Source organism: Sphingomonas trueperi, assembly GCF_011927635.1.
In the GTDB taxonomy this organism is placed as follows: Bacteria; Pseudomonadota; Alphaproteobacteria; order Sphingomonadales; family Sphingomonadaceae; genus Sphingomonas; species Sphingomonas trueperi.
Genome location: NZ_JAATJB010000001.1, coordinates 677584 through 688937, shown reverse-complemented (window position 1 = coordinate 688937; position 11354 = coordinate 677584). Strand labels below are relative to the sequence as shown.

General features: G+C 70.4%; 11 protein-coding genes. 7 read left to right on the top strand and 4 right to left on the bottom strand.

The window, feature by feature from the left end; genetic code table 11:
• Positions 1 to 1654, bottom strand: a 1654-nt coding sequence (hrpB, locus tag GGR89_RS03190) for an ATP-dependent helicase HrpB (RefSeq protein WP_245201532.1), incomplete at its 3' end; no start/stop codon positions are given.
• A 60-nt stretch (positions 1655 to 1714) separates the two neighbouring features.
• Between hrpB and GGR89_RS03185 the strand changes: the two genes are divergently transcribed.
• Positions 1715 to 1933, top strand: coding sequence for a hypothetical protein (locus tag GGR89_RS03185; protein ID WP_125973848.1), 219 nt, complete (start codon positions 1715 to 1717; stop codon positions 1931 to 1933).
• An 82-nt stretch (positions 1934 to 2015) separates the two neighbouring features.
• On the opposite strand, the gene GGR89_RS03180 is transcribed toward GGR89_RS03185, so the two are convergent.
• Positions 2016 to 3029 carry a polyprenyl synthetase family protein gene (locus GGR89_RS03180; RefSeq protein ID WP_167712742.1) on the bottom strand — a complete coding sequence of 338 codons (1014 nt, stop codon included), beginning with the start codon at positions 3027 to 3029 and terminating at the stop codon, positions 2016 to 2018.
• 82 nt (positions 3030 to 3111) lie between these two features.
• On the opposite strand from GGR89_RS03180, the gene GGR89_RS03175 reads away from it, so the two are divergent.
• The 4 genes from GGR89_RS03175 (at position 3112) to GGR89_RS03160 (ending at position 7479) form a co-directional block, all read left to right on the top strand.
• On the top strand, positions 3112 to 3420 hold the full coding sequence (locus tag GGR89_RS03175) for a chorismate mutase (protein WP_125973852.1): 309 nt from the start codon (positions 3112 to 3114) through the stop codon (positions 3418 to 3420).
• A 37-nt stretch (positions 3421 to 3457) separates the two neighbouring features.
• The gene (locus GGR89_RS03170) at positions 3458 to 4573 is read left to right on the top strand and encodes a glycoside hydrolase family 130 protein (RefSeq protein ID WP_167712740.1); all 1116 of its coding nucleotides are present in this window, start codon (positions 3458 to 3460) and stop codon (positions 4571 to 4573) included.
• A 190-nt stretch (positions 4574 to 4763) separates the two neighbouring features.
• Positions 4764 to 6347 (top strand): alpha-amylase family glycosyl hydrolase, encoded by a 1584-nt coding sequence (locus tag GGR89_RS03165; protein ID WP_167712738.1) that lies wholly within the window; start codon positions 4764 to 4766, stop codon positions 6345 to 6347.
• A gap of 121 nt (positions 6348 to 6468) precedes the next feature.
• On the top strand, positions 6469 to 7479 hold the full coding sequence (locus GGR89_RS03160) for a glycosyltransferase family 4 protein (protein WP_167712736.1): 1011 nt from the start codon (positions 6469 to 6471) through the stop codon (positions 7477 to 7479).
• Here GGR89_RS03160 and GGR89_RS03155 read toward each other — a convergent pair.
• Positions 7465 to 8352, bottom strand: a complete 888-nt coding sequence (locus GGR89_RS03155) for a helix-turn-helix domain-containing protein (protein WP_126001205.1) — start codon at positions 8350 to 8352, stop codon at positions 7465 to 7467. The genes GGR89_RS03160 and GGR89_RS03155 overlap by 15 nt on opposite strands.
• A 115-nt stretch (positions 8353 to 8467) precedes the next feature.
• On the opposite strand from GGR89_RS03155, the gene pobA reads away from it, so the two are divergent.
• Together pobA and GGR89_RS03145 are read left to right on the top strand one after the other, a co-directional pair.
• On the top strand, positions 8468 to 9637 hold the full coding sequence (gene pobA / locus GGR89_RS03150; RefSeq protein WP_167712734.1) for a 4-hydroxybenzoate 3-monooxygenase: 1170 nt from the start codon (positions 8468 to 8470) through the stop codon (positions 9635 to 9637).
• Between the two features lie 2 nt (positions 9638 to 9639).
• The gene (locus GGR89_RS03145; protein ID WP_167712732.1) at positions 9640 to 10650 is read left to right on the top strand and encodes an aldo/keto reductase; all 1011 of its coding nucleotides are present in this window, start codon (positions 9640 to 9642) and stop codon (positions 10648 to 10650) included.
• Between the two features lie 7 nt (positions 10651 to 10657).
• Here GGR89_RS03145 and GGR89_RS03140 read toward each other — a convergent pair whose 3' ends face one another.
• On the bottom strand, positions 10658 to 11347 hold the full coding sequence (locus GGR89_RS03140; RefSeq protein WP_126001208.1) for a GntR family transcriptional regulator: 690 nt from the start codon (positions 11345 to 11347) through the stop codon (positions 10658 to 10660).
• Positions 11348 to 11354: the final 7 nt, after the last annotated feature.

Here is an 11354-nt window from a genome sequence, read left to right as displayed (position 1 = left end):
CCGGCCCGCCCCGCCGGGGGCGGGGGGCGGGGGGCGGGGGGGGGGCCGCCCCCCCCCCCCCCCGCGCGCCCCCCCCCCCCCCCCCCCCCCCCCGCGGGGGGGGGGGGGGGGGGGGGGGGGGGGGCCCCCCGGCATCGGCACCGGAATCGCTTGGGAGGCGCGGGGGCCCACCCCCTAGCCCCCTCCCGCTTGCAGCAGCGGGGACCAGCTTGCTCCAGCGTTCGGCCAGCCGCCGCGCATTCTCGGCCCTCTGGCCGCGCTCGCCCTTCCACCGGCGCAACCGCAGTTCGAGGTCGGCATCACTGCCCCCCAGCCCGCGCTCGCCGAGCAGCACCGCCACCGCCGCCGCCGTCCGTGCCATGCCCCGCTCGCTGGCGCGCACCAGCATGTGGCCGAGGCGTGGCGGCAGCGGCAGGCGGGCGATCGCCTTGCCATGTTCGGTCGGGCGGCCGTCGGGGTCGATCGCTTCCAGCGCCCCCAGCCGCGCCCGCGCCTCGGCGATCGCAGCCTCGGGCGGCGGATCGAGCCAGGCGAGCTGGCGGGGATCGGTCACGCCCCAAAGCGCGCAATCGAGCATCAGCGCCGACAGATCGGCTTCCAAAATCTCCGGCGGATCGAAGCGCGGCAGCCCCGCGGTCGCCGCCTCCTCCCACAGCCGATACGCCGTCCCCGGCCCCTGCCGCGCGGCACGCCCGGCGCGCTGGGTCACCGCCGCCTGGCTCGCCCGCTCGGTAACCAGCCGCGTCATCCCCGCCGCGCGATCGTAGCGCGGGCGGCGCGCCAGCCCCGAATCGACCACCACCCGGATGCCGTCGAGCGTCAGCGAGGTCTCGGCGATCGAGGTCGCCAGCACGATCTTGCGCCGCCCCTCGGGATCGGGCGCGATCGCGGCGCGCTGGGCGGCGGGCTCCAGGCTGCCGTGCAGCCGGTGGAGCATCGCGCCGCCGATGTCGCCCAGCCGCTCCGCAGTCCGCTCGATCTCGGCCACGCCCGGCAAAAAGGCGAGGATGCCCCCCTCCTCCTCCCGCAGCGCCTGCCGCACCGCGCCCGCGACCGAATCCTCGATCCGCGCCTCGGCCGCGCGGCCGAGATGGCGCAGCGTCAGCGGATAGCTGCGGCCTTCGCTCTCCACCACCGGCGCATCGCCCATCAGCCCGGAGAAGCGGGTGCCGTCGAGCGTCGCCGACATCGCGACCAGCCGCAGGTCCGGCCGCAGCGCGCCCTGCGCATCGAGCGCCAGCGCGAGGCCGAAATCGCTGTCGAGGCTGCGTTCATGCACCTCGTCGAACAGCACGGCGGAGACGCCCGCCAGCTCGGGATCGGCCTGGATGCGGTTGACGAAGATGCCCTCGGTGACCACCGTCACCCGCGTCGCGGCCGAGCGCTTGCTGTCCATCCGCGTGGCATAGCCGAAGGTCTTGCCGACGCTTTCCCCGGCCAGCGCCGCCATCCGCTCCGCCGCCGCGCGCGCCGCGAGCCTGCGCGGGGAGAGCAGCAGGATTTCGCCGGTGCACCAGGCCTCGCCGAGCAGCGCCGGGGCCACCGCGGTCGTCTTGCCTGCCCCCGGCGGCGCGACCAGCACCGCGTTGCTCGCCACCCGCAGCACATCGAGCAGCGCCGGCAAAACAGCGTGGATCGGCAGGGGTGACGTCATTCGGCTGCAACCATTCGGGACAAGCGTGGTTAGGCGGACTCACCGCCAGAGGAGCGCGACATGGCACGAATCCTTTCCCAGTTCACCATCACCCCGGACAGCGACGGCGATTACACCCTCCACCTCGAGGACGAGGACGGTGAGACGATCGAGATGACGGCGAGCTACGAGCAGCTCGACCTGATCGTCGAGGGCATCGAGGAAGTGCTCGACATGGACGAGGAAGACGCGCTCGAAGTCGACGAGGACGAGGGCGAAGAAAAGTCGACCGAGGCGTAATCCCCGGAAGCTTTTTGATGGTCGCATTTCCCGAGCCTTGGATCGCAAGCGATCCACTCGGAAATGCTCCGGTCGGCGCGCGTCAGTAGGCGCGCGCCACCGCGAATTCGACCGCCTCGACCATCGCGTCCTTCGCCTCGCAGGCGCGGAAGCCGCCCAGCGCATCGATCGCGCGCTGGCCGTAATGGCGGGCACGGGCGAGCGTGTCGTCCACCGCGCGGCAGCTCTGCACCAGCCGGATCGCCTCGGCGAAATCCTCGTCCGAGATGCGGCGGCCCGAAATCGCTTCCTTCCAGAAGCCGCGTTCCGCCTCGTCGCCGCGCGCGTACGCCAGGATCACCGGCAGCGTCATCTTGCCTTCGCGGAAATCGTCGCCGGCATCCTTGCCCATCGTCGACGCGTCCGAGACATAGTCGATCGCGTCGTCGACCAGCTGGAAAGCGATGCCGAGGTTGCGGCCATAGGCGTCGAGCGCGAGTTCCTCCGCCTCGGGACGCTCGGCGACCACGCCCGCCACCCGGCAGGCGGCGGCGAACAGCGCCGCAGTCTTGGCGCCGATGATGTCGAGATAGCGATCCTCGGACAGGTCGATCCGGCGCACCGCGGTCAGCTGGTTGACTTCGCCCTCGGCGATCACCGCGCTGGCGTTCGACAGGATGTGCAGCGCCTTGAGGCTTTCGGCCTCGACCATCAGCTCGAACGAGCGGCTGAACAGGAAGTCGCCGACCAGCACGCTGGCGGGATTGCCCCAGATGATGTTGGCGGTGCGGCGGCCGCGGCGCAGGTCCGAGCTGTCGACCACGTCGTCATGCAGCAGCGTCGCGGTGTGGATGAACTCCACTGCCGCCGCCAGCTTGTGGTGGCGCGTGCCCGAATAGCCGAGCAGCCGGGCGCTGGCGAGCGTCAGCATCGGCCGCATCCGCTTGCCGCCGCCGGCGATCAGATGGCCGGCGAGTTCGGGGATCAGCGGGATCTCGGACTGCATGCGATCGAGGATCACCGCGTTCACCAGGTTCATGTCCTGGGCGACCAGCGCCATGATCGGATCGAGCGAAGGCTGGGTTCGCGAGCCCAGGCGGTGGACGGTTGCGCTCATATGCAACGAGCCTCTGGCCTTTGTGCATTGCAAAGGCAAGAGGTGCTTGCATGGCCGTGCCGCAGCGGCAAAGGAGATTCGCATGACCGACGCGACGCTGACCCGCTATCGCCAGAGCATCGACAATATCGATGCGGCGCTCGTCTTCATGCTCGCCGAGCGGTTCAAGGTGACCCAGGCGGTGGGGCGCTACAAGGCCGAATCCGGGCTGCCGCCCGCCGATCCCGGCCGCGAGGAGGCGCAGATCGCCCGGCTGCGCGCGCTGGCGCAGGATGCCGATCTCGACCCCGAATTTTCCGAGAAATTCCTGCGCTTCATCATCGACGAGGTGATCCGGCACCACCGCCAGGCCCAGGAAGCCGGCGCTGAAGCCGGAACCCCCGGGGCCTGACCCCGTTGCTGGGCGTGAAACCCGAGGGGGCAAGCGCTTGAGCGACGATTATCTGATCTTCCGGCCCGACGATGTCGACCTGACCCGCTCACCGCTGCGCGAGGGGGTGGACGACGCGACCTATGTCCTTGGCGCCTTCAACCCCGGCTTCGCGCGGCTGCCGAACGGCAATCTGCTGCTGATGGTGCGCGTGGCCGAGGCGCTGCGCGATCCGGTGGTGGATGGGCATGCCCGCGCCATTCGCTGGACGCCTTCGGGCTATGTGCTCGACGCGCATGCCGTCGCGGGGCTCGACATGGCCGATCCGCGCCAGTTCGCGCTCAAGGACCGCAATCCGCGGCTGCTCGGGCTTACCTCGCTCTCCTGGCTGTTGCCGGTGGAGCTGGATGCCGATGCCCGCACGGTGGTGGCGGTGCATTACGACAAGGCGATCGCGCCCTCGGCCAGCTATCTCGATTACGGTGTCGAGGATGCGCGGATCACGTTGATCGACGGCACCTATTGGATGACGGTATGCGGCGTCTCGGCCGAGCGGCACTGCACCGCGATGTACCGCTCTTCGAACGGCCTCGACTGGGAGCTGCTCGGGGTGGTGCTCGACCACCAGAACAAGGACATGCTGCTGTTCGAGGGCCGCATCGACGGCTTCTTCCACGCGCTCACCCGGCCGCTCGGCGAAGTCTATTTCGCCTATCCGGACGACTCGCCCTGGCTGGGCGGCCCGTCGATCAACCTTGCCCGCTCGCCCGACGGGCTGCACTGGAAGCCGCTCGACCAGCCCGGCCTGCGCGCGCGCAAGGGCTCGACCTCGAACCAGCGGATCGGCGGCGGCAGCCAGCCGGTGCGCACCGAGGCGGGCTGGCTGCTGATCTACCACGGCGTCGAGAAGCGCGACGCGGTCGGCATCTATCGCAGCTTCTGGGCGCTGCTCGACCGCGACGATCCCAGCATTATCCTGCGGCAGGAAGACACCGTGCCGCTGCTGGAGGCCAATCCGGCGCTCACCGCGGACATCGCGCACCAGCTGTATCTGCCGACCCCGGTGGTGTTCACCACCGGGCTGGTGGATGCGGGCGAGCGCTACATCGTCGCGAGCGGCGAGGCGGATCTGGCCTGCCGGATCACGCATATTCCCAAGGCGCGTTTCCGGTGAATGGCCCTGCAATTCCTCCCCGGCACGGGGAGGGGGACCGCCGCCGAAGGCGGTGGTGGAGGGGCCGCGCCGCAGGCGCGGTGCGGAGGACGCGCGCCGGACCACCGCCGCGTGCCGCGACGGCCCCTCCACCATGCTGCGCATGGTTCCCCTCCCCGTTCCGGGGAGGAATTTTCACGAGGAACCCCCAATGACCGAACCACGCTGGTGGCAGACGGGCGTGATCTACCAGGTCTATCCGCGCTCGTTCAACGACTCGAACGGCGACGGCATCGGCGACCTGGCGGGCGTGACCGCGCGGCTCGACTATCTGGTCGATCTCGGCGTCGACGCGGTGTGGCTGTCGCCGATCTTCCCCTCGCCGATGGCCGATTTCGGCTACGACGTGGCCGATTATTGCGGGATCGATCCGCGCTTCGGCACGCTCGCCGACTTCGATGCCCTGCGTGACGCAGCCCATGCCCGCGGCCTGAAGCTGCTGCTCGATTTCGTGCCCAACCACAGCTCGAGCGAACATCCCTGGTTTCTCGAAAGCCGGTCCTCGCGCGAGAACCCCAAGCGCGACTGGTATATCTGGCGCGACCCCGCGCCCGATGGCGGGCCGCCCAACAACTGGCAAAGCTATTTCGGCGGCAGCGCCTGGGAATGGGACGCGGGCACGGGCCAATATTATCTCCACCAGTTCCTCAGGGAGCAGCCCGAGCTCAACTGGCGCAACCCCGATCTGCGCGCGGCAATGCTCGATGCGATGCGTTTCTGGTTCGATCGCGGCGTCGACGGCTTCCGCATCGACGTGCTGTGGCTCACGATCAAGCACCCGGACGTTCCCGACAACCCCGCCAATCCGGACTGGCGCGAAGGCATGCAGGATATCGAGCGGCTGCTGCCGGTCCACTCGGCCGACCAGCCCGAGATGATGGAGATCATCGCCGCGATGCGCGAGGTGGCGGAGGCCTATCCCGAGCGCGTGCTGATCGGCGAGATCTACCTGCCGATCCCGCGGCTCGTCGCCTATTATGGCGAGGGCGGCAACGGCGTGCACCTGCCCTTCAACTTCCATCTGCTCGACGCACGCTGGGATGCCGCGGCGCTGGCCGGGCTGATTACGGACTATGAGGGCGCGCTGCCGGCCAATGGCTGGCCCAACTGGGTGCTGGGCAACCACGACAAGCCGCGGGTCGCCTCGCGCGTGGGGCCCGACCAGGCGGCCGTGGCGATGCTGCTCCTCCTCACGCTGCGCGGCACGCCGACCTTGTACCAGGGCGACGAGCTCGGCATGCCGAACGTCGCCATCCCGCCCGACCGGGTGCGCGACCCGCAGGCGCTGCGCGAGCCCGACACCGCGTTCAACCGCGACGAGGTCCGCACGCCGATGCCCTGGGATGCCAGCGCGCATGCCGGGTTCAGCAGCGTCGAGCCCTGGCTGCCGCTCAATCCCGATTGGGCGGAGCGCAACGTGATGGCGCAGCGCGACGCGGCGGGGTCGATGCTGAGCTTCACCCGCGCGCTGCTTCAGCTGCGGCGGGCGCATCCGGCGCTGTCGGTTGGCAGCTGGCACGCGGTGTCGAGCGACGGCGCGGTGCTCGCCTACGAACGCCGGCATGGCGACACGCGCGTGCTGGTAGCGCTCAACCTGTCCGATGCACCGCAGACGCTGGCGCTGCCGGCATGGGCCGCCGCGCTGGCGCCGGTCCTCACCACGCCCCGCCATGACCTTCGCGTGGAGGGCTCCCCCCTCCCCCTCGCCCCGAACCAAGGCATCCTGCTCGCATGATCAACCCACCCGTGCCCCTGCGAAAGCAGGGGCCCAGAGCCACGCGCGATTCGCTCTCCAACCCTGGGCCCCTGCTTTCGCAGGGGCACGGTGACGCTTTGCGCACAAGCGGGCCCGCCGCATGAAGATCGCGATGCTCGCGCCGATCGCCTGGCGCACCCCGCCGCGGCATTATGGCCCCTGGGAGCTGGTGACGAGCCTGCTCACCGAGGCGCTGGTCGCCAAGGGCGTCGACGTCACCCTGTTCGCCACCCAGGACTCCATCACCACCGCGCGCCTCGCCGGCGTCGTGCCGCGCGGCTACGAGGAAGATCCGGCGATCGACGCGAAGGTATGGGAATATGCCCACCAGTCGCACCTCTTCGCCCGCGCGGGCGAGTTCGACCTGATCCACAACCAGGCCGATTTCCCCGCCCACGCCTATGCCCCGCTGATCGACACGCCGATGGTGACGACGATCCACGGCTTCTCCTCCGAACGCATCCTGCCGATGTACAAGCCGTTCGAGGACCGCGTGCATTATGTCGCGATCTCGGATGCCGATCGGCACCCGGCGCTGCGCTATGCCGCGACGATCCACCACGGCATCCGGCTGGACGAATTCGCCTTCGACGCCGCGGGCAGCGAGGACCTGCTGTTCTTCGGCCGCATGCATCCGGACAAGGGCGCGGCGGAGGCGATTGCGGTGGCGCAGGCGACCGGCCGCCGGCTCGACCTCTACGGCATCGTCCAGGACCAGGGCTATTTCGAGCGGGAGGTGCAGCCGCACCTGGGTGACCGCATCGTCTATCACGGCCCGGTCGGCGGCGAGGCCCGCATCCGCGCACTCGGCAGCGCCCGCGCGCTGCTCCACCTGATCAATTTCGACGAGCCCTTCGGCCTGTCGGTGATCGAGGCGATGGCCTGCGGCACCCCGGTGATCGCGGTGCGGCGCGGCTCGATGCCCGAGCTGATCGACGACGGCCAAACCGGGCTGCTCGTCGCCTCGGCCGACGACGCGGTGGAGGCGGTCGAATGGGTTGGAGCGATCGATCGCGCCGCCTGCCGGTGCGCCATCGAGGCGCGCTTCTCGGTGGAGGCGATGGCCGATCGCTACATCGCGCTGTATCGCGAGGTCCTAGCGCGCGACTGAGGCCCCACCCCGCTCGCGAAAGGCGCGCGGCGGGGCACCCACATGCCGCGCAAAGAAGCGCGAGAAATAGGCCGGGTCCTCGAACCCCACCGCGTCGGCGACCTCGCTGACCGACAGGTTCGAATAGAGCAGCAGCCGCCGCGCCTCGAGCAATGCCCGCGCATCGAGCATCGCCGCGGGGCTGCTGCCCGCGACCCGGCTGCAGGCGAGGCGCAGCGCGGTGACGCTCACCCCCAGCGCGCGGGCATGGACGCCGACGGGCTCGCGCAGGCGAAACCGCGCCTCGATCCGCGCGCGCAGCCGCGCCACCACCTCCGCCTCGCGCCGGCTGCCGCTCCCCCGCGCTGCCGCCGCCCCGCCGCAGCGCAGGCTGCGCACCAGGATCGCGAGCAGCGCCGCTTCCACCGCCGCGCGCTGGCCGGGCGCCGACCAACTGAGCTCGCGCTGGACCTCGCCGAGCGCCGCGGCGATCGCCTCCCCCTCGCCTTCGGTCAGCGGCAGCGCTCGCGGCATCCGGAACAGACCGTCGAGCGCCGGATCGCGCATCGCCAGCTGGGCGAAATAGGCGTCGGCGAGGGTGCAGACCCAGCCGCGCGACTCCTGATGCCAGCCAAAGCCATGGACGATCGCGGCCGGCACCAGCAGCAGCGCAGGCGCCGCGAACGTCACCGTCTCGGCCTCGGCGGTCATCGCGCCGCCGCCCTCGGCGATCAGGATCACATGGTGGAGATCGCGGTGGAGATGCGGGCGTATCGTCCATTCGCTCGGCCGCGAGCGATCGTCGAGATCCTCGACATGGACGAACCCCTCGGCGACGCCCCGCTGCGGCTCGCCATAGAGATAAAAGGCCGGGACCGGGCTCCGCGCGCGCATGGAAGGAGCGTTACACGGCCGGGCGAATCGTCCAAGCAAAAGGTTGACGTGTCCCTCACGCACCGTTGCGCGCCTCGGCACCATGCTGCGCAACAAGAAACGTGGAGAGGCTCCCATGCGGACACAGGTTGCGATCATCGGCGCAGGCCCTGCAGGGTTGCTGCTCGGCCATTTGCTGCGGGCGGAAGGCATCGACGTGGTCGTCGTCGAGCGCGCCACGCCGGACTATGTCCTGGGCCGCATCCGCGCCGGCGTGCTGGAGCGCACCGCGACGATGCTGATGGAGCGGGTCGGTCTCGCCGGCCGCATGCACCGCGAGGGCCTGCCGCATGACGGCTTCGCGCTCGCCGATGGCGACCGGCTGATCCGCATTCCCGTCACCGAGCTCACCGGTCACCATGTGCTGGTCTACGGCCAGACCGAGCTGACCCGCGACCTGATGGAAGCCGCCCCAGCGCGCGGGCTCCAGGTGCTCTACGGCGCCGCCGATGTAGCGCTGCACGATCTCGAAAGCGACGCGCCGTACCTAACCTACAGCCAGGACGGCCGCGCCGAGCGGATCGATGCGGACTTTATCTGCGGCTGCGACGGCTTCCACGGGCCCTCGCGCAAGGCGGTGCCGGCCAGCGTCGGCGCCGCCTACGAAAAACTCTATCCGTTCGGCTGGCTCGGCATCCTTGCCGATGTGCCGCCCTGCCATCACGAGCTGATCTACGCCAACCACGACCGCGGCTTCGCGCTCGCCTCGATGCGCTCGGCGACGCGCAGCCGCTATTACATCCAGGTGCCGCTCGACGAGGACCTCGGCGACTGGCCCGACGACCGGCTGTGGGACGAGCTGGCGGTGCGCCTCGGCCCCGAGGCCGCAGCCAGCCTCACCCGCGGCCCGGCGATCGAGAAGTCGATCGCGCCCTTGCGCTCCTTCGTTTTCGAGCCGATGCGCCACGGCCGGCTGCTGCTCGCCGGCGACAGCGCGCACATCGTGCCGCCCACCGGCGCCAAGGGGCTCAACCTCGCCGCCTCGGACGTGCACTATCTCTCCGAGGCGCTGGTCCGCCACTATCGGCACGGCGACCAGGACGCGATCGGCGGCTATTCGCAAAAGGCGCTCGCACGGGTCTGGAAATCCGAGCGCTTCTCGTGGCAACTGACCAAGCTGATGCATCGTTTTCCGGAGACCGATGCGTTCGATCGCCGGATGCAGCTGGCCGACCTGGACTATATTGCCACGTCGCGCGCGGCACAGACGACGATCGCCGAAAACTATGTAGGATTGCCGCTCTGACCATGACGACGCTGCCCACCCGCAAGATCGGCCCCTTCACCGTCTCGGCGATCGGGCTTGGCTGCATGAACCTCAGCCACGCCTATCTGCCGCGCCCCGACGCGGCCGATGCCGAACGGCTGCTGCTCCATGCGCTGGATGCGGGCGTGACCTTCCTCGACACCGCCGCGCTCTACGGCTTCGGCGCGAACGAGGAACTGCTCGGCCGCACGGTGATGCATCGCCGGGGGGACTTCACGCTGGCGAGCAAATGCGTGCTCGGCGGATCGGACGGCAAGCGCGGGATCGACGGCAGCCCGGAAGCGATCACCCGCACGCTGGAGGACTCGCTCCACCGACTGAACACCGAGCATATCGACCTCTATTACATGCACCGGCTCGACCCCAAGGTGCCGGTGGAGGAGTCGGTCGGCGCGCTCGCACGCGCGGTGGAGGCGGGCAAGATCGGCGCGATCGGGCTTTCGGAGATGTCGGCGGCGACGCTGCGGCGCGCGCACGCCGTGCATCCGATCGCGGCGATGCAGACCGAATATTCGCCCTGGACACGCAACCCCGAGATCGCGGTGCTCGATGCCTGCGCCGAGCTCGGCACCGGCTTCGTCGCCTTTTCGCCGGTCGCGCGCGGGCTGCTCGCCGGCGGAATCTCGGCCGAGGGCGTGCCCGAGGGTGACCTGCGTCGCGGCATGCCGCGCTTCCAGGGCGAGAACCTCGCCCGCAACCTCGACATGGCCGCGCGCTTCCGCGCGATTGCCGAGGCGGCGGGCTGCTCGATGGCGCAATTGTGCATGGCGTGGCTGCTGTCGCGCCGGGAGTTCATCGTGCCGATCCCCGGTACGACCCGGATCGACCATCTCGACGACCTGCTCGGCACCTTCGCCCATCCGGTGGCGCCCGAGCTGCTCGCCCAGGTCGACGCGCTGTTCCCGCCCGACGCCGCCGCCGGCCCGCGCTATGCCCGGGAGGCGCAGGCGCAGGTCGACACCGAAGTCTGGCCGGACGAGCAGCTGGCCTGAGGCTGTCCTATCCCGCCAGCATGCGGAACGCCCGGCGGTTGGCGACCGCCACCGCCGCGTGGCCGCGCATCAGCCGCTCGGCGCGCTCGGCGTCGCCGGTGCGGAGCGCCTCGAACACCGCGCGATGCTCCTGATGCGCCGCGCGTAGGTGGCGGTACTCGCCTTCGAGGTCGTCCCAGTCGAGCGCCAGCGCCGCGGCCGAGGCGAAGGGCAGATGGTTGTTGCGGCCGAGCGCCAGCGCGATCGAGGGATTGCCGCTCGCCGCGATCAGCAGGTCGTGAAAGGCTAGATTGTAGCGGTAGAAGCCGTCGAGATCGCCTTCGGCCAAATGGCCCTTGGCGAACAGCGCGTCGCCCTCCGCCAAGATGGCCTCCAGCTGCGCCGCCTCCGCCTCCGTCAGCCCGCGCTCCGCGACCCGACGCGCCGCCAGCCCTTCGAGCACGCCGCGCACCTCGATCGCGCCGGTGATCGCGGCGGCGTCCACCGCACGGGGGGTATAGCCGCGCGCGCCGAGCTTCTCGACCAGCCCCTCATGCTCCAGTGCGCGCAGCGCAGTGCGCACCGGCATGCGCGAGACACCCAGCGCGGCGGCGGTGGGGATCTCGGCGATGCGTGCGCCCGGCTTGATCGTGCCGTCGGCAATCATGCGGCGGAGCGCGGCCAGCACCTGCTGGCCCGGCTTGGCAGGCTTGTCCATCGCCGGC

Bases quoted from the DNA above. Each gene is read 5' to 3' on its own strand.
- GGR89_RS03160 (WP_167712736.1), top strand. From the start codon at position 6,469: ATGAAGATCGCGATGCTCGCGCCGATCGCCTGGCGCACCCCGCCGCGG.
- pobA (WP_167712734.1), top strand. From the start codon at position 8,468: ATGCGGACACAGGTTGCGATCATCGGCGCAGGCCCTGCAGGGTTGCTG.
- GGR89_RS03155 (WP_126001205.1), bottom strand. From the start codon at position 8,352: ATGCGCGCGCGGAGCCCGGTCCCGGCCTTTTATCTCTATGGCGAGCCG.
- GGR89_RS03175 (WP_125973852.1), top strand. From the start codon at position 3,112: ATGACCGACGCGACGCTGACCCGCTATCGCCAGAGCATCGACAATATC.
- GGR89_RS03180 (WP_167712742.1), bottom strand. From the start codon at position 3,029: ATGAGCGCAACCGTCCACCGCCTGGGCTCGCGAACCCAGCCTTCGCTC.
- GGR89_RS03165 (WP_167712738.1), top strand. From the start codon at position 4,764: ATGACCGAACCACGCTGGTGGCAGACGGGCGTGATCTACCAGGTCTAT.
- GGR89_RS03185 (WP_125973848.1), top strand. From the start codon at position 1,715: ATGGCACGAATCCTTTCCCAGTTCACCATCACCCCGGACAGCGACGGC.
- GGR89_RS03145 (WP_167712732.1), top strand. From the start codon at position 9,640: ATGACGACGCTGCCCACCCGCAAGATCGGCCCCTTCACCGTCTCGGCG.
- GGR89_RS03140 (WP_126001208.1), bottom strand. From the start codon at position 11,347: ATGGACAAGCCTGCCAAGCCGGGCCAGCAGGTGCTGGCCGCGCTCCGC.